This is a genomic window from Kitasatospora cinereorecta, assembly GCF_024172095.1.
GTDB classification, from domain to species: domain Bacteria; phylum Actinomycetota; class Actinomycetes; order Streptomycetales; family Streptomycetaceae; genus Kitasatospora; species Kitasatospora cinereorecta.
The window spans coordinates 108,902-126,615 of the sequence record NZ_JAMZDX010000003.1; the positions used below are offsets into that span (position 1 = coordinate 108,902).

Below are 17,714 nucleotides of genomic sequence, written 5' to 3' on the forward strand. Positions count from 1 at the left end.
CGCGCCCCTGATTGCTCGCGCCTGCTCAGCGGGCTTGCTTGAGGGCCAGGCGGGCGTAGGCGCGGACGTCGGCGTCGGGGTCGGCGAGGCGGTCGCGGAGGGCGGCGGAGACGTCGGGGGTGCCGGCGTGGGGGGTGAGGGCGCGGACGGCGGACTTACGGACGTCCATGTGGTCGTCGGTGAGCAGCGCCAGCAGCGGCGGCAGGTCGCCGGCGACGCCGAGCGCCGTCGCGGCGGACCGCCGTACCTGCCAGGCCGGGTCCGGCCGGGCGGCCAGGGCGGCCAGCGGGCCGGGGGAGCCGAGGCCGGCGGCGCCGGTGAAGGCGGCCGCCCGGACCAGCGGGTCGGGGTCGGTGGCGAGCCGTAGCAGGGCGGGCGCGGCGGCCGGGTCGGCGATGGTGCCGAGGCCCTCGCCGACGGCGACCCGGACCTCGCGGGCGGCGTCGGCGGCGGCCGGAGCGAGCACCGCGGCGGCGTCCAGCGCGACCAGCCCGTGCACGGCGTGGAGCCGTACCGGCACGTCGGGGTCGGCGAGGCCGGCGGCGTACAGCCCGACCGTGCCGGTGCGCAGGGCGCGGGAGAGTTCCAGGGCGCCGGCCCTTACCACCGGGTCGGGGGAGTCGGCGGCCGCAGCCAGGGCCGGCCCAAGGGTGCCGTCGAGCACCTCGACCAGCTCGCGCAGCGCGGCCACGGCGGCGGCCCGGACCTCGGTGTCGGGGTCGGCGAGGGCGTCGGCGAGGGCGGCGCCGGTGCCCGGGTGGGCGGTCTCGGTGAGCAGCGCGAGCGCGGTCCGCCGGACCTCGGCGGCCGGGTCGCGGAGGTACGGCGCCAACTGAGCCGGCGTGGCCTCGGTGAGTCGCAGCAGCTCCAGCAGCCGCGGCGACGCGGCGGAGGCGACTGCGGTCGCTGCCGGAGCGGCCGCTTCCGTCGTGACGCCGGTCCGGCCGACCGTCATCGGGTGGACCTCGCCGAGCAGCTCGATCTCCCCGCCGGGCGGTTCCAGGCCGTCGACCGGCACCAGGTACGGCGCGACCGGCCGGGTGAGGAACTCCATCGCGCCGCCCGCGCCCTTGCGCAGGTTGAGGTGGCGGAACCAGCGCCGGTCGTCGCGTCCGGGGTGGTCGATGCGCTCGTGGTAGAGGCCCCAGCGGCTCTCCTCGCGGGCGAGCGAGGCACGGGCGGCCATCTCGGCGCAGTCCCGGATGAAGTCGACCTCGACGGCCCGCATCAGCTCGTGCGGGGTGCGGGCGCCGAGGCCGGCGATCTCGCCGCGCATCCGCTCGAAGTGCTCCAGTGCGACCGACAGCCGGGCGCCGGTCTTCGGCGGCGCCACGTAGTCGTTGACGAAGCGCCGCAGCTTGTACTCGACCTGGGGCTGCGGCGGCCCGTCCGGGTGGCGCAGCGGGCGGTAGACCAGGTCGTGGGCGGCCCGCAGCTGGTCCTCGGGGAGGTCGGTCGGCCGCTCGGGCAGGTGGGCGGCGGCGTGGGTGCCGGCCAGGTCGCCGAAGACGAAGGCGCCGATCATGTAGTTGTGCGGGACGCAGGCCAGGTCGCCGGCCGCGTACAGGCCGGGGACGGTGGTGGCGGCGTTCTCGTCGACCCATACCCCGGAGGCGGAGTGACCGCCGCACAGGCCGATCTCGGAGATGTGCATCTCCACGTCGTGGGTGCGGTAGTCGTGGCCGCGTCCGGCGTGGAAGGTGCCGCGGCTGGGCCGTTCGGTGGTGTGCAGGATGGATTCCAGGGCCCGCACGGTCTCCTCGGGCAGGTGGGTGGTGCGCAGGTAGACCGGGCCGCGGTCGGAGGCCAGTTCGGCGGCGAACTCGGCCATCATCTGCCCGGACCAGTAGTCGGAGTCGACGAAGCGTGCGCCGTGCCGGTTCACCTGGTATCCGCCGAACGGGTTGGCGACGTACGCGCAGGCCGGGCCGTTGTAGTCCTTGATCAGCGGGTTGACCTGGAAGCACTCGATGCCGCTGAGCTCGGCGCCGGCGTGGTAGGCCATCGCGTAGCCGTCCCCGGCGTTGGTGGGGTTCTCGTAGGTGCCGTACAGGTAGCCGCTGGCGGGTAGGCCGAGCCGTCCGCAGGGGCCGGTGGCGAGCACCACGGCGCCGGCCGAGACGGTGACGAACTCCCCGCTGCGGGTGTCGAACCCGGCCGCGCCGACCGCCCGTCCGCCGGAGGTGAGCACCCGGACGGGCATCACCCGGTTCTCGATGGTGATCCGCTCGCGCATCTCGCGGCGGCGCAGCACCCGGTAGAGCACCTTCTTGACGTCCTTGCCCTCCGGCATGGGCAGCACGTACGAGCCGGAGCGGTGCACCTGGCGGACCTGGTACGCGCCGTGCTCGTCCTTCTCGAACTTCACCCCGTACCGCTCCAGCCGCTGCACCATGGCGAAGCCGCGGGTGGCGGTCTGCCGGACGGTGCGCTGGTCGACGATGCCGTCGTTGGCGCGGGTGATCTCGGCGACGTACGCGTCGGGGTCGGCCCGGCCGGGGACGACCGCGTTGTTGACGCCGTCCATGCCCATGGCGAGCGCGCCCGAGTGCCGGACGTGCGCCTTCTCCAGCAGCAGGACGCTCGCCCCGGCCTCGGCGGCGCTGATCGCGGCCATCGAGCCGGCCGTGCCGCCGCCGACCACCAGCACGTCGCAGCTCAGCCGCCGGGCCTCGGCGAGGTCGGGGATCCGCATGGCAGGGCCTTTCAGGTGAGTTCGGTGAGGATCCGCTCGCGCAGCCGCCGCAGGGCGGGCTCGGCGCGGGCGGCGGGGTCGCGCGGGTGCGGGACGGGGTGCACGGCGGCCAGCGTGCCGCCGGCGAGGACCGCGACCCGGTCGCCGAGCAGCAGGGCCTCGTCGACGTCGTGGGTGACCAGGACGACGGTGCACTGCTCCTTCTCCCGCACGGTCAGCAGGAGTTGCTGCATCGAGGCGCGGGTCTGCGGGTCCAGGGCGCCGAACGGTTCGTCCATCAGCACCGCGCGCGGCGCGCCGACCAGGGCCCGGGCCAGCTGGACGCGCTGGCGCTGGCCGCCGGACAGTTCGCGCGGCAGGCGGCGCTCCAGGCCGGCCAGGCCGACCCGGTCGAGCCAGTCCGTCACCGGAGCCCGCCGGGCGGCGCGTGGCACCCGCCGTACGGCCAGCGGGAGTTCGACGTTGCGGCGGACGGTCCGCCAGGGCAGCAGGCCGTCCTCCTGGAACACCAGGGCGCGTTCGGCCCCGGGTCCGCGCAGCGGGCGCCCGTCGGCGAGCAGTTCGCCGCCGGTCGGGGTCAGCAGCCCGGCCAGCGCCCGCAGCAGGGTGGACTTGCCGCCGCCGGAGGCGCCGACCACGGTCAGCACCTCGCCGGGTGCCACGTCCAGGTCGACCCCGGACAGCACCGGGTGGCCGGGGTGCCCGAGGCTCAGCCCCCGGGCGGTCAGCCGCAGGCTCATGCGGGCACCTCCGCACGGGCGGGCCATGCCTCTTCCGGGCCCCGCCCGGCCCGTCCGGCGGCGGGCGGCGCGGCGGCGGCCGCCCCCGTGGCCACCGGCGGCAGCCAGCCGGTCAGCCGCCGGCCCGCCAGCTCCACCGCGCCGGAGGTGGCTCGGCCGAGCAGTCCGATGGTGGCCATCCCGACGAACACCCCGGGGTAGTCGAGCACCGTGTACGCCGACCACGTCCGGTAGCCCACGCCGAACTGGCCGGAGACCATCTCGGCGGAGATCACGCAGATCCAGGCCACGCCGATGCCCACCGACAGCCCGCCGACCACGCCCGGCAGGGCGCCGGGCAGCACCACGCTCCACAGCACCCGGGCCCGGCCGCCGCCCATCGTCCGCACCGCCTCCTCCCAGCGCGGCGGCACCGCGCGCACCGCGTGCCGGGTGGCGACCGCGATGGGGAAGAACGCGGCGGCGCAGGTGATGAACACGATGCCCTGCTCGTTCTCCGGGAAGAGCATGATCGCCACCGGGACCAGGGCGATCGCGGGGATCGGCCGGACCACCTCCAGCACCGGCCCGAGCAGGTCGGCGGCCGGGCGCGACCGGGCGGTCAGCACCCCGGCCGCCACGCCGAGCACGGCGGCCAGCAGGAAGCCGGTGCCGATCCGCCGCAGGCTCTCCGTGAGATCGATCCAGTACTGGTCGGTCCCCACCTGCCGGACGAAGGCCCGTCCGACCTCGGTGGCCGTCGGCAGGTGGTCGAAGCGCAGCCACAGCCGCACCCTGCCCGCCGTCAGCAGCTGCCAGAGGCCGACCGTGGCGGCCAGTGAGCCGAACCGCAGCGCCCGCCGTCCGAGGTCCGTCCGCGCGCTCACGAGGCGGCCAGCGCTTCCTGGTACGACAGGCCGACGGCCCCCGGGTGGGCGGCGAGGTACGCCGTGGCGCCGTCCTCGGTGGTGAAGGGCAGCAGCGCCGTACCGTCCTTCACCCACCGGTCCCGGTCGGCGAACCAGCGGGTGCCGGTGGCCGCGTCCGGCACGTACGCGGCCCGGACCTTCTTCCCGCCGGCGGCCTTCACCGCGCGCAGCAGGCAGGTCGGGTCGGCGGCCGGACGGGTGGTGTCCTCGCCCTCGAACCAGATCTCGCCGGCCAGCCGCGGATCGTCCACCGGCCTGCCGCAGACCGCGTCGGTGCCGGTGATCCGGGCCGGCGGGACGTCCGGCAGCGCCGCCGCGGCCAGGTACGACGGGTCGACGAACCGGTCCAGGTCCAGCGCCTTGAGCACGCCGACCGACTTCAGGAAGGGCACGTCCTCGCGCAGCGCGGCCAGCAGCCGGGCGTCCAGCGGGGTGGCGAAGGTGGCGATGCCGTTCGGGCCGTTGTAGAGGAGCACCACCTCCGGCGCCAGACCGGTGGCCTCGGCGACCTTCCGGCTGGCGTCCAGCGGGTGCTCGTCCAGGTAGCGGGTGGCGTCCGACTGGGCGGTCAGGAACGCCCGGACGACCTCCGGGTGCTCGGTGCCGTACTTCTGCCGGATCACCACCCCGTGCAGGGTGGGCCGCCCCAGCGCCGCGCCGTCGTACAGCAGCCGGCCGTCGCCGGCGAAGACCACGGCGCCGGGCCAGGCGACGAACTGCGCCAGCGCGTCCACGCTGCCCGCCTTCAGCGCGGAGGCGCCCACGGCGGGCTGCTGGTTCTGCTTGTCGATGTCGCCGTCCTTCACCCCGACCCGGGCCAGCGCCTGGATCAGGGTGCCGTCGGCGGCCGAGCCGACCGAGGTGGAGACCTTCCTCCCCTTCAGGTCGGCCAGCGTGTGCGCGGGCGAACTGTTGGGCACCACCACACCGTTGAGCGCGCCGAGCAGGTTGTAGCCGGTGATCGACACCAGCCGGGTGCCGGGCCCGCCGGCCTCCTGCGCGCGGGACCCGTTGATCAGCAGCGGGTAGTCGCCCATCGAGCCGATGTCGATCTTCTCGGCCAGCATCTGGGCGGTGATCGGGGCACCCGAGTCGTAGTCCTGCCAGGTGACCCGGTAGTGGCGGCCGTTCTGGCGCCCGAGTTCGGCGAGCCGCTGCTCCAGGTAGCCCTGGGCGCGGAGCAGCGTGCCGGCGGTGACGGTGTTGATGGTCTTCGACTGGTAGCCGACCACCACCTCGACGGTGTCGCCCGAGGCGTTCGCCGACGAGCAGGCGGTCGCGGCGGCCAGCACGGCGGCGGCGACCAGCGGTCCGATCGGACGGGCGGGGCGGAACATCCGGTGACTCCTCAGCGCAGCAGGTAGGGCATGTTGACGGTGACCGCCCCGGTGGGGCAGCGGGCGGCGCACGGGCCGCAGTACCAGCACTCGTCCACGTGCATGTAGGCCTTGCCGCTGTCCGGGTCGATGGCCAGCGAGTCGAGCGGGCACATCTCCACGCAGAGCGTGCAGCCGTCGATGCAGAGCGAGGCGTCGATGGTCACGGGCACGTCGGAGCGGTGGTCGGCGAGCGCCATGGGGTGGCTCCCTCAGGGAAGGTCGCGCAGCAGCCGGCCCCGCATGGTGAGCCGGTCGCCGCGGAAACGGACGTACTCCAGGTCGACCGGGCGGCCGTCGGCGAGCCGGGTCAGGCGTTCCAGCATCAGCAGGGCCGCCCCGCGCGGGACTTCCAGCACGGTGGCGGAGTGCGGGTCGGCGTTGACCGCCTCCAGGCTGATGTCGGCGTGGCCGAGCGGCTGCCCGGCGGCCTCCTCGATCAGCCGGAAGACGTCCCGGTGGGCGAGTTCGGCGGGGTCCAGGGCGGCGCCGACGTCCGGGGCGAGATAGGTCAGGTCCAGCGAGAGCGGCAGCCCGTTCAGGCGGCGCAGCCGCTCCACGTAGAACACGTCCGAGCCGTCCGGCAGCCCGAACCGCCGCGCCACCGGCCCCGGCGCCCGGACCGGCCCGAACGCCCGGACCTCGTTGACCACCTCGCCGTGCTCGTGCAGCGTCTCCGCCAGGCCGGCCAGCCGGTCCAGCCCGTGCGGCACCTTCTCCGCCACCACCAGCGTCCCCGCCCCCGGCACCCGCCGCACCAGACCCTCGCCCCGCAGCAGATCCAGCGCCTCCCGGACGGTGTTCCGGGACGCACCGAACTCCTCGGCCAGCCGGTCCTCGTGGGGCAGCGGCCCGGCCTTGTACACCTCGTCCAGCACCTGCCGGCGCAGCACGTCCGCGACCTGTCGGGCCCGGTCCGCGCGCAACCGCCTCGCGGCGGGCCGGGCGGCGTTCTCGCTGGTCATCGCTGCTGCTCCGGTCCTCGTCCGCTGCTTCGCCGAGAACCCTAGGGCCGTACCCGCGGCTTTTCCGTTGCCACCGCATTACGCCATCTGACGCACCGTCACCACCGCCCCCCACCAGCCCGAACTCCTCCCCGTCACCCCGTCCTGCCACCTTCTGGTCCGGTCGGCCCCCGGGCGGGTACGGCGCGGCTCCCGGAGGCCCGGAGGGCATGTCATTTGCGGTGGGCCGGCCCGGGCCGGGGGATGCTGAGGAGGTGGGCGGATCCCGTTGACGAGGAGCGGTGTGATGATCGGCAAGCTGCAGTGCGTGGTGATGGACTGCCACTACCCGGCAGGGCTGGCGCACTTCTACGCCAAGCTGCTGGGCGGCGAGGTGGACCGGCCGGATCCGCGGTGGTCGCTGGACGAGGAGTGGTCGACCGTCCATCTGCCGGACGGGATGGTGCTGGCGTTCCAGCGGGTGGAGGACTACCGGCCACCGATGTGGCCGGATCCGGCGCATCCGCAGCAGTTCCACCTGGACATCGACGTCGAGGACCTGGACGCGGCCGAGGAGCGCGTGCTGGCGATGGGGGCGGAGCTGAAGGACCGGGAGCGCGGTTGGCGGGTGTACCTGGACCCGGCGGGGCACCCGTTCTGCCTGCTGGGCGCGGTTCGCTCAGTCGAGTGACAGGGTGTCCCCGACCCGGAGGCGTCCGGGCCGGGCGACGGTGGCCAGCGCGTCGAGTCGGATGTCGTGCGCCTGGGCGAGGGCCTTGAGGATCTCGGGCGCGTACGGCAGGCCGGGCTGGGCCAGCCCGGTCATCGCGCAGCGTTCGCTGGAGCGGACGAAGGCGAGCCGCAGGCCGCCGGGCGCCCGGCCCTGCCGCCCGAACCAGTGGTCCTCGACGAACGCCGGGGTGCCGGGCGGGGTGCGGAGCAGCACGTTGGGCCGGAAGCGACGTTCGTCGACGACGGCGGTGGGGACGGCTGCGCGGACCCAGTCGAGGGTGGCGGTGGTGAGGACGCTGACCGGGAGCTGGTCGAAGTGGGAGACGGCGTCCTCGCGGGCCAGTTCGACGTCCTCGCGTTCGAGGTAGGCGCGCAGGAAGGTGTCGGGGTCGGCGACCGGGGTGCCGAGCGGGTCGATGAGTTCGGGGGCGTCGATCCGGGCGCCGAGGCGGGAGCCGAGCCGCAGCAGGCCGTCCATTCGGCGGAAGCGTCGGGTGTTCTTGCCGGAGCCGAGTCTCCCGGTGCTGTCTCGCACCGCGTACAGCCGGTCGCCGGCCAGCCCCCGTTCGTCCACCCCGACCGCGTCGAGCCGCTCGCCCCCGGTGGATTTCACGGGGTACCGCCAGAGCTGCTCCACCACCCCGATGATCTCAGCCATGGCGGGAGCCTAGCGGCGCCGCCCGGGGATGGTCTAGACCTATCCGGGGGAGCGGCCGCAGCGGTCAGCCGATCCGGGCCACCGCCCGCACCGGCGCGCCGTCGGCCGCGGTCAGCCGCAGCGGGAAGAGCGAGACCTCGATCGGCAGTCCGGCCGACTGTGCCTGCAGCAGCGGGGTCAGGTCGGTCAGGTTCTCGGCGATCACCCCGCCGCCCTCCGGGCCGAGCAGGATCCGGTGCGCGGCCAGCACCGCCTCCTCGGGCGCCGGGTCGTGCTCGTCCGCGAGTTCCGCGAGCAGCGCCGCCACCTCCGGATCGGCGGGTGCGGGGTCGGCGGTCGGGTCGACCGACAGCGCGTCCACGCCCACCGTGCGCACGCCGGTCGCCACGATCGCCTCGGCCGCCGCCGCGCTCAGGTACGGGTGGGCCAGGTAGCGGTCGGTGCCCCAGTGCCGGGGCCACCCGGTGGCCAGCAGCAGCACCGTGCCCGGCCCGCAGAGCCGCAGCGCGGGCGCCAGCTGTTCGGCGGTCACCTCGGTGCGGGTGGTCAGGCCGCGCAGGTCGGCGACCACGGCGGGGCCGGTGAACAGCTCCAGCGGCAGCCCGTCCAGGGTCGGCCAGGTGACGTCCAGGTGGTACGGGGCGTCCACGTGGGTGCCGGACTGCGAACCCAGGTGCAGGCTCAGCACGTTCACCCCGGCGCTCTCGGCGGTGAGCGCGGGCCGGAGCTCCACCTCCGGGTCCCCGGGGTACACCGGCATCCCGGTGGTGACCGGGTGGGTCAGGTCGATCAGGGTCGCTGCCATGGCAACCATCCTGCACCGGCCCGACCGCCGCGGGTCGGTCGCTTGCGTAAGGTCGTGCCATGAGCGAACAGCGCAAGCCGTGGGTGGTCGGGGTCTCGGGCGCGTCGGGAACGCCGTACGCCGCCTCGGTGATCCGCGGCCTGCTGGCGGCGGGCGAGGACGTCGACCTGATCGTCAGCCGGGCGGCGCGGCTCACCATCCTGGACGAGACCGGGATCTCCTTCCGCGACGCGCACTGGCGGGCCGACCTGGCCGCCTGGCTCGGCACCGACGAGCTGGACCGGGTCCGCTACTGGCCGGCCGGCGACTTCGCGGCCGGACCGTCCTCCGGCTCGTACCCGGCGAAGGGGATGCTGGTCGTCCCGGCCACCACCGGCGCGGTGGCGGGCATCGCGCTCGGGCTGTCCAAGGACCTGCTGCAGCGGGTCGCCTCGGTCACCCTCAAGGAGCGCCGGCCGCTGGTCCTGTGCGTCCGCGAGACGCCGCTCAATGGGGTGACGCTCCGGCACCTGGTCAGCCTGGACGAGCAGGGCGCGGTCGTGCTGCCCGCCTCGCCGGGCTTCTACGCGGGCGGCTCGACCGTCCGCGAACTGGTGGACTTCGTGGCCGGCCGGGTGCTGGACGCGGTCGCCGTCCCGCACGTCCTGTACCGCCGCTGGGAGGGTGAACTCGGCGCCGCGGCCAAGGGCGCGTGAGAGCGCCGCCGCGGGGAGAGTATGTTCTCTGTGATATCCGGGTCGATCAGCGCGCAGCGCCTTGGATTTCGGATAGTGATCAGTGGGTCTGGAGAGGTTCGGAAGGACGCGGCACACATATGGACTCTGTGGACAGGCAGCTCATCCAGGCGCTCCGGGAGAACGGCCGCGCGTCGTACGCCGAGCTCGGCCGACTCGTCGGCCTCTCCGGCCCGAGCGTCACCGACCGGATCAACCGCCTGGAGCAGGCGGGCGTGATCACGGGGTACCGCGCCACCGTCAACCCGGCGTCGCTGGGCTACGGGGTGACCGCCCTGATCGGTCTTCAGCTCACCGACGCCGCCGACCACGACGACGTCTCGCACCGCATCAGGGACCTCCCCGAGGTCGAGGACTGCTGGTTCATCGCCGGCGAGGACTCGTACATGCTCAAGGTGCGGGTGCCGGACGTCGAGGGCCTGGAATCCGTCGTCAAGCGGCTCTCCGGCACCAAGGGTGTCGCGCGTACCCGTACCACCGTCGTACTCTCCACGAAGTGGGAGAGCCGTGTGAGTGAACTGCCGTTGAACGTGGGGGAGTGACGAAGCGATGACCCTGGTCGGCCTGGAGGAGCTGCGCGCCGCGCAGCAGCGGATCGCCGGCGTGGCGGTACGGACACCGCTGCTGCCCTGCCCGTGGGCGGCGGACGGCACCCGCAGGCTCTGGCTGAAGCCGGAGAACCTGCAGCCGACCGGCGCGTTCAAGATCCGCGGCGCGTACAACCGGCTCTCCGCCCTCACCGAGGCCGAGCGGGCCCGCGGCGTGGTCGCCCAGTCCAGCGGCAACCACGCCCAGGCGGTCGCGTACGCCGCCCGGGAGCTCGGCATCAAGGCGATCATCGTCATGCCGGACACCTCGCCCACGGTCAAGATCGAGAACACCCGCGCCTTCGGGGCCGAGGTCGTCGTGGTCTCCCCCGAGGAGCGGGACACCCTGCCCGCCGAGCTGGCCGAGAAGCACGGCTACATCTGGGTGCCGCCGTACGACGACCCGTTCATCATCGCCGGCCAGGGCACCGTCGGCCTGGAGATCGCCGAGGACGCCCCCGACGAGCTGGACACCGTGCTCGTCCCGGTCTCCGGCGGCGGCCTGATCTCCGGCACCGCCGCCGCCCTCAAGCTGGCCTGCCCGGGCGTCCGGGTGGTCGGCGTCGAGCCCGAACTCGCCGCCGACGCCCAGGCCAGCCTGCGCACCGGCACCCACACCGCCTGGCCCGTCGCCGACACCTACCGCACCATCGCGGACGGGCTGCGCACGCCCTCGGTCGGCGTCCTGCCCTTCGCCCACCTCCAGGCGTACGTCGACGACATCGTCACCGTCACCGAGCCGGAGATCCGAGACACCGTCGCCCTCCTCGCCCGCCGCGGCCGGCTGGTCGCCGAACCCTCCGGCGCGGTCGCCCCGGCCGCCTACTTCCACCGCGCCGACGAGATCGGCGGCCGCGTCATCGCCGCCGTCGTCAGCGGCGGCAACATCGAACCCACCCTTCTCGCCGAACTGGTCAGCTGATCCGGCGAACCCAGGGGCGCGGGCGAACCGGGCTGATCGGGCGAGCCAACAGGGGCGCGAGGAACTGCGCGACCAACCACCCACCTGCGTTCGGATCGCGGCAGGGTGCAACCGACCGCCCAGGACGCGTCTGCGGCGCCGCACCTTCCGCTTCGCGCAGTTCCCCGCGCCCCTGGTGGTTCACCCGACCGCGCCCCTGTCGGCTCGCCCTGGTACCCAAGGCGTAGGCTCGTTCCCGGCATAGTTCGGCAGGTACGAGGAGGCGGAGCGCCGCATGGACGCAGGGCTGAAGCGCGAGCTGGAGGCGAAGGTCTACGCGGGTGAGCGGCTGACCCGCGAGGACGGCATCGCGCTCTACGAGAGCGACGACCTGGCATGGCTGGGCGGTCTGGCGCACCACGTCCGCACGCAGAAGAACGGCGACGTCGTCCACTTCAACGTGAACCGCCACCTCAACATGACCAACGTGTGCAGCGCGTCCTGCGCGTACTGCTCGTTCCAGCGCAAGCCGGGCGAGAAGGACGCCTACACGATGCGCATCGAGGAGGCCGTCCGCCTGGCCAAGGCGATGGAGGTGGAGTCCCTCACCGAGCTGCACATCGTGAACGGCCTGCACCCGACCCTCCCGTGGCGGTACTACCCCCGTTCGCTGCGCGAGCTGAAGGCGGCGCTGCCGAGCGTCTCGCTGAAGGCGTTCACCGCCACCGAGATCCACTGGTTCGAGAGGATCAGCGGCCTGTCCGCGGACGAGATCCTGGACGAGCTGATCGACGCCGGCCTGGAGTCGCTGACCGGCGGTGGCGCGGAGATCTTCGACTGGGAGGTCCGCCAGCACATCGTCGACCACGACACCCACTGGGAGGACTGGTCGCGGATCCACCGCCTGGCGCACTCCAAGGGCCTGAAGACCCCGTGCACCATGCTGTACGGGCACATCGAGGAGCCCCGCCACCGGGTCGACCACGTGCTGCGGCTGCGCGAGCTGCAGGACGAGACCGGCGGCTTCCAGGTGTTCATCCCGCTGCGCTACCAGCACGACTTCCACGACTCCAAGGACGGCGTGGTCCGCAACCGGCTGATGGAGCGTACGGAGATGGCGACCGGTGCGGAGGCGCTGAAGACGTTCGCGGTCTCCCGGCTGCTGTTCGACAACGTGCCGCACGTCAAGGTGTTCTGGGTGATGCACGGCGTGTCCACCGCCCAGCTGGCGCTCAGCCACGGTGCGGACGACATGGACGGCTCGGTGGTCGAGTACAAGATCACGCACGACGCGGACAACTTCGGCACGCCGAACAAGCTGGGCCGGGACGACCTGCTGGAGCTGATCCGGGACGCGGGCTTCCGCCCGGTGGAGCGCAACACCCGCTACGAGGTCATCCGCGAGTACGACGGGCCGGACCTGCAGCGCCGGGAGACCCCGCAGGCCATGCGCCTCTGATCCGCACGCGTACCGTTCGGACACGTCTTCACCGCTCTTCCTCAGGGCCCACCGCGCATTGCCGCTGGTGGGCCCTGTGCGTTCCAACTCGCCGACAGGCAAAGGCTCTGACGGCGCCTCAGATGTTGCTCAAGTGACGTGTCATGCACGTGTGAAACCTGGTGAACTCCTCCCATCGGATCTCCACGGGGGCGATCCGGTACACGGAGGAATGTCATGATCACTGCAATGCGCCGTGCTGCCCTGGTGGGCGCACTGGTCCTGGGTGGCGGTCTGCTGCTCGCGCCCACCGCGAGCGCCACCGAGGCCGAGCCGGACGGCTGCCCGCCGGACACCTGGTACCAGGTCTCCCAGTACGGCGCCGCCTCCTACGAGGCGATCGGCAGCCCGTCGGGCAAGTACAACTCCAGCAACAGCACCGAGACGCTCCGCTACGACCTCACCACCACCACCTCCAAGTCGACCACCTGGTCGGCCGAGGCCGGTGGCAGCGTCGGCTGGGGCATCGCGACCGTGCAGGCCAAGACCAGCTACTCGGTCACCAAGCAGACCACCTCGGGCAAGACGCTGAGCAACACCATCAACGTCCCGTCCCACAAGTACGGCTACACCACCCCGAAGATCGAGCGTCGGGTCTTCAACATCGAGAAGTACCAGGACACCGCCCGCTGCACCCCGCGCGACCTCGGCTCGGTGGGCAAGCTCCACGCGATCACGGCGTACCCGTTCTTCTCGGAGTGCACCGCGGCTTCGACCTGCACCCCGAAGCCCTGATCCGCCGGATCACCGGGGCGGCCTGAGAGCCGCCCGAACACCGCCGGGACGGCCCTGACGCCCGCCCCGACGGACCCTGCCGGGACATTCCCTGACGCCCGTCCCGGCACACCGCCGGGACGGTCCGACGCCCGTCCCGGCGCACACCGCCGGGGCGGCCTGCGGGCCGTCCCGGCACCACCGGCGGGAACGCCGTGACCGGGGGAGCGGAGATGGCAAGGACGTGGCTGCGCGCGGCGGCCGTGGGGGCGGCCGCGCTGGCGCTGGCCGCCTGCGGTTCCGGTGGGCAGGAGGCGCAGTCGCGGCCGGCCCGGGGCATCGCGGTCGACGTCGGCGGCCGGCTCGCCGTGCTGGACGGCCTGGACTCCGAGCCGCGGATCGTCGGCGAGCGGCCGCCGGACACCGAGCTGCTGGACGGCTACCACCTGGCCGGCGCCCGCCAGCTGGACCGCGGCCTGACCGTGGGCATCCGGCAGGACACCGCGATGGTCGTCTCCACCCGGGACCCGATGCGGGCCGTGATGGTCGGGCCCGCCGCCGCGCTCTTCCCCGGCACCGACGGGCGCCGGGTGTGGACCGTCACCGAGGAATCGCCGGACACCGCGTGCGCCGGGCAGCAGCTGCCCGCCACCGTCCGGGCCCGCTACACCGCCGCCGACCACGACACCGAGGGCCGCCCGGCCCGCCGCACCGTCACCCTGCCGTGCGGCTTCCAGCCGGTCGGCGAGACGGTCGAGGGCCTGGTCGCCGAGCAGACCGTCGGTGACCGCCAGGGCCCCTCGGGTGCCGTCGCCCGGACCCGGGTGGTGCTGATGGACCGCGACGGCGCCGCCGCGGCCCGTACCGTCGCCGACTCCGGCACGGTGCTCGGCGCCGCCGGCCGCCGCCTGCTCTGGCGGTCCGACGACTGCGCGGACGCCTCCTGCACCCAGCTGTACGACACCCTGAGCCACAGCTCCGCGCCCGCTCCCACGTGCACGGGTGGCCGGCCGGTCGGCCGCGGCGTGCTCGACCCGACCGGCCGCTGGTACGCCACCCTGGTCCGCGGGGACGGTGCGTCCCGGCTGGCCGTCCTCGACCTCGACCAGCGGGTCTGCCGCGACGCCGGCCCGGTCACCGGCCGCCCGCAGGACGGCGACGACCTGGGCGGGGCGCTGACCGTCGGGTGGTCCGGCGGCACGCTGCTGGTCCTCGACGCCGGCGACGGCAGCCTGCGCACGGCGGACGCCCGCACCGGTGCGACCGGGCAGCGCTCGCACCGCCTGGAACTCGGCGACGGCGCCCAGGTCTGGGGTGCGCTCCCGGCCTGAGGCGCACTCCCCAAGGCGCCGGCGGATTCCGGCGCGGCTCGGTGGGCACGGAACGGAGCGCGTATGCTCACAGGCTCATCACACGTCCCGGGTATCGCACCGCCCCGGGGCTTTGGGAGGATCGTCCACATGCCCGGTTCCCATCGCGCCGCCTCGCACCGCCGTTCGGCTCCCGCTGCGGGACCGGGTGGCGCCGGGCGCCGGACGGACCGGGGGAGCGACCGCGGCGCCGACCGGTACGCCGAGGCGCACGGCGAGCCGGCGCTGTCCTCCCGGGCCCGGGGGCACCGTCGCAAGCCCAAGAAGCGCCGGACCCGGAAGCTGACCCTCGGTACCGCCACGCTGCTGGCGCTGGCCGCCGGCTGGTTCAGCATCGGTCCGGGCCGGGTCTTCCCGCAGACCACCGCCGCCGCCCCGGACCGCGACCCCGAGGCCGACCAGGTCGTCCCGATGCAGGCCGCCGACGCGCACACCGAGGTCGCCGCCGCCGACCGCTCCACCCGGACCGCGCTCACCTCGATACCCGGCCTCGGGCCGACCTGGGCCGCGAAGGTCCCCGCCGAGACCCGCCAGCTGCTGGTCGTCTCCGGCAAGGACCGCAACTCCGCCGACTCCACCGTCACGCTGTGGACCCGCGGCGACGACGGCAGCTGGCAGGCCGGCCAGGCGTGGCCCGCGCACAACGCGTACAAGGGCTGGACCGTCGACCACAGGTCCGGCGACCTGCGCAGCCCGATCGGCCTGTACGGGCTCACCGACGCCGGCGGCCGCAAGGCCGACCCCGGCGCCAAGCTCCCGTACGACCAGGACTCGGCCTTCGTGATGGGCGGCCGGGGCTTCAACAACGAGCCGCTGGCCGGCTCCTTCGACTACGTGATCGCGATCGACTACAACCGGGTCGCCGGCAGCTCCCCGCTGGACACCAGGACCCCGGAGGGTGCGGCCAAGGGCGGCGGCATCTGGCTGCACCTGGACCACGGCGGCCCTACCCACGGTTGCGTCTCGCTCACCGAGGACCACATGGTCGAGCTGGTGAAGACCCTGGACCCGGCCATGCACCCGATGATCGCGATGGGCGACGCCGCCGCACTGGCCACCTGAACCCGGACGGCGCACGGGCCGTTGTGCGCCCCCTACAGCTTCCGGCGCCGGATCCTGTGCCAGGGCGTCACCGGGTGACTGGCCGGTAACGGGGTTGAGTGGCGGTATGACCGCCTCCCGCATCGTGGCGCTCGGCCACTACCAGCCGCCCAAGGTCCTCACCAACGACGACCTGGCGAAGCTGGTCGACACCGACGACGAGTGGATCCGCAGCCGGGTCGGCATCCGCGCCCGGCACATCGCGGAGGACGAGACCCTGGTCGACCTCGCGACCGAGGCCGCCCAGAAGGCCCTGGCCCACAGCGGTCGCACCGCCGAGGAGATCGACCTGGTGGTCGTCGCCACCTGCACGGCGATCGAGCGCAGCCCCAACACGGCGGCGGCGGTCGCCGCCCGCCTCGGCGTCCGGGCCCCCGCCGCGTACGACATCAACACGGTCTGCTCCGGCTTCTCGTACGCGCTGGCCACCGCCGACCACGCGATCCGGGCCGGTGCGGCCACCCGGGCCCTGGTGATCGGCGCCGAGCGGATGTCGGACACCATCGACTGGACCGACCGCACCACCTGCGTGATCTTCGCCGACGGCGCCGGCGCGGCCGTGGTGGAGGCGGTGCCGGACGAGCAGGCCGGCATCGGCCCGGTGGTCTGGGGCTCCGAGCCGGAGAAGGGCGACGCGGTCACCATCACCGGCTGGGACCCGGTGATCAGCCAGCAGGGGCAGAGCGTGTTCCGCTGGGCCACCACCCAGATCGCCCCGCTCGCCCGGCAGGCCTGCCTGCGGTCCGGCCTCGACCCCTCCGAGCTGCGCGGCTTCGTCGCCCACCAGGCCAACCTGCGGATCATCGACGCCATCGCGGGCAAGCTGGGCCTGTCCGAGGACGCGGTGGTCGCCCGGGACGTGATCGAGTCCGGCAACACCTCCGCCGCCTCCATCCCGCTCGCCCTCAGCAAGCTGGTCGAGCGCGGCGAGCTGCACACCGGCGACCCGGTGCTGCTCTTCGGCTTCGGCGGCGGCCTCGCGTACGCCGGCCAGGTGGTCCGCTGCCCGTAGGGCCGGATTCGAGCCTGTTCCGACACGGAACACAGCTGGGGCGGTCGGGAGAATCTCCCGACCGCCCCAGCTGCCGTTTTCCGATGTTCGGGCACGTCACGGCACGTCGGCGAACCTCCCCCGAGGACACGGCCGCCGTCCGACACACCCCGGACAGGAGGCCGGGGCATTCGCGCCAGTTGGCTGGTTTTCTACGCTCTGGCTGTTCGCCTCACTACTTCGGTGGCTTCTTTCCGGCGACGCCGAGGTAGACCTGCAGCGCCAGGTTGGGCTTGAGGTCCTTGACCTTCACGCCCCAGGAGGTGAACGCCTTCTGGTGCTCGGCGGCCGAGGCCAGCAGCGAGACCAGGGCGCCCGCGATCGCGGCCGGGTCGACCGTCTTGTCGGTCTTCCCCTGATTGTTTCGGACCGCTTCGGTGAGCGGGGCCACCACCGAGTTGAGGACCTTCATACGGATCTTGAAGAACCGTTTGTCCCCTTCGGCGGCGCCGAGCGTGACCACGCGGAGAATCGCGTCATTCTTGCGCCAGAAGGCGAGGAATCCGTCGACCACTTCTTCCGAAGTGGCGAAGCCGGTCTTTCCCGCCCAGGACTTTCCTTCGACGAGCTCTTTGAGCCCGACGCTGTCCTCGGCCATTTCCTCGGCGATCTCGAGGACAGCGCCCTCGACATCCGGGAAGTACTGGTAGAAGGTCGCGGGGGAGGTACCCGCCATGCGGGCGACGTCGATGACCTTGACGTCCCGGTAAGGCGAGGTGCTGAGCATCTCGCGGAGGCAGTCGAGCAGCTTCTGCCGCGTCTCCTGTCCGCGTCGCCCGGCGACGCGACCGTCGACGGTGCGAACTTGTCCTGTCATGCCGTCAGCTTACCGTGGCAAGATCTTGGCGCGATTCGGCGGTGCGATGTATTAGTCCGCAAGAGCGGTGACGGGTCTTTTTC

Annotated in this window: 18 protein-coding genes; 9 read left to right on the top strand and 9 right to left on the bottom strand. The window is 73.5% G+C overall.

Features of this window, described 5'->3' with window-relative positions; translation table 11 throughout:
• Positions 1-25: 25 nt before the first annotated feature.
• From FHR36_RS14060 to FHR36_RS14085, 6 genes are read right to left on the bottom strand one after another with little or no spacing between them, the layout of a single operon-like run.
• Positions 26-2,695: a fumarate reductase/succinate dehydrogenase flavoprotein subunit gene (locus FHR36_RS14060; protein ID WP_253796913.1), complete on the bottom strand. Its 2,670-nt coding sequence runs from the start codon at positions 2,693-2,695 to the stop codon at positions 26-28.
• Between the two features lie 11 nt (positions 2,696-2,706).
• Entirely contained in the window at positions 2,707-3,435 is a 729-nt protein-coding gene (locus tag FHR36_RS14065) for an ABC transporter ATP-binding protein (RefSeq protein ID WP_253796914.1), read from the bottom strand.
• Positions 3,432-4,301 carry an ABC transporter permease gene (locus FHR36_RS14070; RefSeq protein ID WP_253796915.1) on the bottom strand — a complete coding sequence of 290 codons (870 nt, stop codon included), beginning with the start codon at positions 4,299-4,301 and terminating at the stop codon, positions 3,432-3,434. The genes FHR36_RS14065 and FHR36_RS14070 overlap by 4 nt, the downstream gene beginning before the upstream one ends.
• Entirely contained in the window at positions 4,298-5,680 is a 1,383-nt protein-coding gene (locus tag FHR36_RS14075) for an ABC transporter substrate-binding protein (RefSeq protein ID WP_253796916.1), read from the bottom strand. Before FHR36_RS14075 ends, FHR36_RS14070 begins: the two co-directional genes overlap by 4 nt.
• 11 nt (positions 5,681-5,691) lie before the next feature.
• Positions 5,692-5,919, bottom strand: coding sequence for a 4Fe-4S dicluster domain-containing protein (locus FHR36_RS14080; RefSeq protein WP_253796917.1), 228 nt, complete (start codon positions 5,917-5,919; stop codon positions 5,692-5,694).
• A 12-nt stretch (positions 5,920-5,931) separates the two neighbouring features.
• Positions 5,932-6,684: a GntR family transcriptional regulator gene (locus FHR36_RS14085; RefSeq protein ID WP_253796918.1), complete on the bottom strand. Its 753-nt coding sequence runs from the start codon at positions 6,682-6,684 to the stop codon at positions 5,932-5,934.
• A gap of 286 nt (positions 6,685-6,970) precedes the next feature.
• Between FHR36_RS14085 and FHR36_RS14090 the strand changes: the two genes are divergently transcribed.
• Positions 6,971-7,354 carry a VOC family protein gene (locus tag FHR36_RS14090; RefSeq protein WP_253796919.1) on the top strand — a complete coding sequence of 128 codons (384 nt, stop codon included), beginning with the start codon at positions 6,971-6,973 and terminating at the stop codon, positions 7,352-7,354.
• Here FHR36_RS14090 and FHR36_RS14095 read toward each other — a convergent pair.
• Together FHR36_RS14095 and FHR36_RS14100 are read right to left on the bottom strand one after the other, a co-directional pair.
• Positions 7,343-8,053 carry an MOSC domain-containing protein gene (locus FHR36_RS14095; protein WP_253796921.1) on the bottom strand — a complete coding sequence of 237 codons (711 nt, stop codon included), beginning with the start codon at positions 8,051-8,053 and terminating at the stop codon, positions 7,343-7,345. The genes FHR36_RS14090 and FHR36_RS14095 overlap by 12 nt on opposite strands.
• 64 nt (positions 8,054-8,117) lie before the next feature.
• On the bottom strand, positions 8,118-8,858 hold the full coding sequence (locus FHR36_RS14100) for a cyclase family protein (RefSeq protein WP_253796922.1): 741 nt from the start codon (positions 8,856-8,858) through the stop codon (positions 8,118-8,120).
• A gap of 59 nt (positions 8,859-8,917) precedes the next feature.
• Here FHR36_RS14100 and FHR36_RS14105 point away from each other — a divergent pair, with 59 nt between their 5' ends.
• The 8 genes from FHR36_RS14105 (at position 8,918) to FHR36_RS14140 (ending at position 16,775) form a co-directional block, all read left to right on the top strand.
• On the top strand, positions 8,918-9,553 hold the full coding sequence (locus FHR36_RS14105) for a UbiX family flavin prenyltransferase (protein ID WP_253796923.1): 636 nt from the start codon (positions 8,918-8,920) through the stop codon (positions 9,551-9,553).
• Between the two features lie 119 nt (positions 9,554-9,672).
• Positions 9,673-10,134, top strand: a complete 462-nt coding sequence (locus FHR36_RS14110; protein WP_253796924.1) for an Lrp/AsnC family transcriptional regulator — start codon at positions 9,673-9,675, stop codon at positions 10,132-10,134.
• 7 nt (positions 10,135-10,141) lie between these two features.
• On the top strand, positions 10,142-11,101 hold the full coding sequence (locus tag FHR36_RS14115; RefSeq protein ID WP_253796925.1) for a threonine ammonia-lyase: 960 nt from the start codon (positions 10,142-10,144) through the stop codon (positions 11,099-11,101).
• Between the two features lie 274 nt (positions 11,102-11,375).
• Entirely contained in the window at positions 11,376-12,539 is a 1,164-nt protein-coding gene (gene mqnE, locus FHR36_RS14120) for an aminofutalosine synthase MqnE (RefSeq protein WP_253796926.1), read from the top strand.
• 216 nt (positions 12,540-12,755) lie between these two features.
• Positions 12,756-13,313 (top strand): hypothetical protein, encoded by a 558-nt coding sequence (locus tag FHR36_RS14125; protein WP_253796927.1) that lies wholly within the window; start codon positions 12,756-12,758, stop codon positions 13,311-13,313.
• Between the two features lie 212 nt (positions 13,314-13,525).
• Positions 13,526-14,623 (top strand): hypothetical protein, encoded by a 1,098-nt coding sequence (locus FHR36_RS14130; RefSeq protein WP_253796929.1) that lies wholly within the window; start codon positions 13,526-13,528, stop codon positions 14,621-14,623.
• 129 nt (positions 14,624-14,752) lie between these two features.
• Complete coding sequence (locus tag FHR36_RS39905; protein WP_308199335.1) at positions 14,753-15,724, top strand: L,D-transpeptidase family protein; 972 nt, start codon at positions 14,753-14,755, stop codon at positions 15,722-15,724.
• 106 nt (positions 15,725-15,830) lie between these two features.
• Positions 15,831-16,775, top strand: coding sequence for a beta-ketoacyl-ACP synthase III (locus tag FHR36_RS14140; protein ID WP_253796931.1), 945 nt, complete (start codon positions 15,831-15,833; stop codon positions 16,773-16,775).
• A gap of 214 nt (positions 16,776-16,989) precedes the next feature.
• Here FHR36_RS14140 and FHR36_RS14145 read toward each other — a convergent pair whose 3' ends face one another.
• Positions 16,990-17,631 carry a TetR family transcriptional regulator gene (locus tag FHR36_RS14145; protein WP_253796932.1) on the bottom strand — a complete coding sequence of 214 codons (642 nt, stop codon included), beginning with the start codon at positions 17,629-17,631 and terminating at the stop codon, positions 16,990-16,992.
• Between the last annotated feature and the right edge of the window lie 83 nt (positions 17,632-17,714).

Coding starts and splice junctions, on each gene's coding strand:
- FHR36_RS14105 (WP_253796923.1), top strand. CDS start 8,918: ATGAGCGAACAGCGCAAGCCGTGGGTGGTCGGGGTCTCGGGCGCGTCG.
- FHR36_RS14130 (WP_253796929.1), top strand. CDS start 13,526: ATGGCAAGGACGTGGCTGCGCGCGGCGGCCGTGGGGGCGGCCGCGCTG.
- FHR36_RS14125 (WP_253796927.1), top strand. CDS start 12,756: ATGATCACTGCAATGCGCCGTGCTGCCCTGGTGGGCGCACTGGTCCTG.
- FHR36_RS14080 (WP_253796917.1), bottom strand. CDS start 5,919: ATGGCGCTCGCCGACCACCGCTCCGACGTGCCCGTGACCATCGACGCC.
- FHR36_RS14075 (WP_253796916.1), bottom strand. CDS start 5,680: ATGTTCCGCCCCGCCCGTCCGATCGGACCGCTGGTCGCCGCCGCCGTG.
- FHR36_RS14115 (WP_253796925.1), top strand. CDS start 10,142: ATGACCCTGGTCGGCCTGGAGGAGCTGCGCGCCGCGCAGCAGCGGATC.
- FHR36_RS14140 (WP_253796931.1), top strand. CDS start 15,831: ATGACCGCCTCCCGCATCGTGGCGCTCGGCCACTACCAGCCGCCCAAG.
- FHR36_RS14095 (WP_253796921.1), bottom strand. CDS start 8,053: ATGGCTGAGATCATCGGGGTGGTGGAGCAGCTCTGGCGGTACCCCGTG.
- FHR36_RS14085 (WP_253796918.1), bottom strand. CDS start 6,684: ATGACCAGCGAGAACGCCGCCCGGCCCGCCGCGAGGCGGTTGCGCGCG.
- FHR36_RS14090 (WP_253796919.1), top strand. CDS start 6,971: ATGATCGGCAAGCTGCAGTGCGTGGTGATGGACTGCCACTACCCGGCA.
- FHR36_RS14145 (WP_253796932.1), bottom strand. CDS start 17,631: ATGACAGGACAAGTTCGCACCGTCGACGGTCGCGTCGCCGGGCGACGC.
- FHR36_RS14110 (WP_253796924.1), top strand. CDS start 9,673: ATGGACTCTGTGGACAGGCAGCTCATCCAGGCGCTCCGGGAGAACGGC.
- FHR36_RS14065 (WP_253796914.1), bottom strand. CDS start 3,435: ATGAGCCTGCGGCTGACCGCCCGGGGGCTGAGCCTCGGGCACCCCGGC.
- FHR36_RS14060 (WP_253796913.1), bottom strand. CDS start 2,695: ATGCGGATCCCCGACCTCGCCGAGGCCCGGCGGCTGAGCTGCGACGTG.
- FHR36_RS14100 (WP_253796922.1), bottom strand. CDS start 8,858: ATGGCAGCGACCCTGATCGACCTGACCCACCCGGTCACCACCGGGATG.
- FHR36_RS39905 (WP_308199335.1), top strand. CDS start 14,753: ATGCCCGGTTCCCATCGCGCCGCCTCGCACCGCCGTTCGGCTCCCGCT.
- mqnE (WP_253796926.1), top strand. CDS start 11,376: ATGGACGCAGGGCTGAAGCGCGAGCTGGAGGCGAAGGTCTACGCGGGT.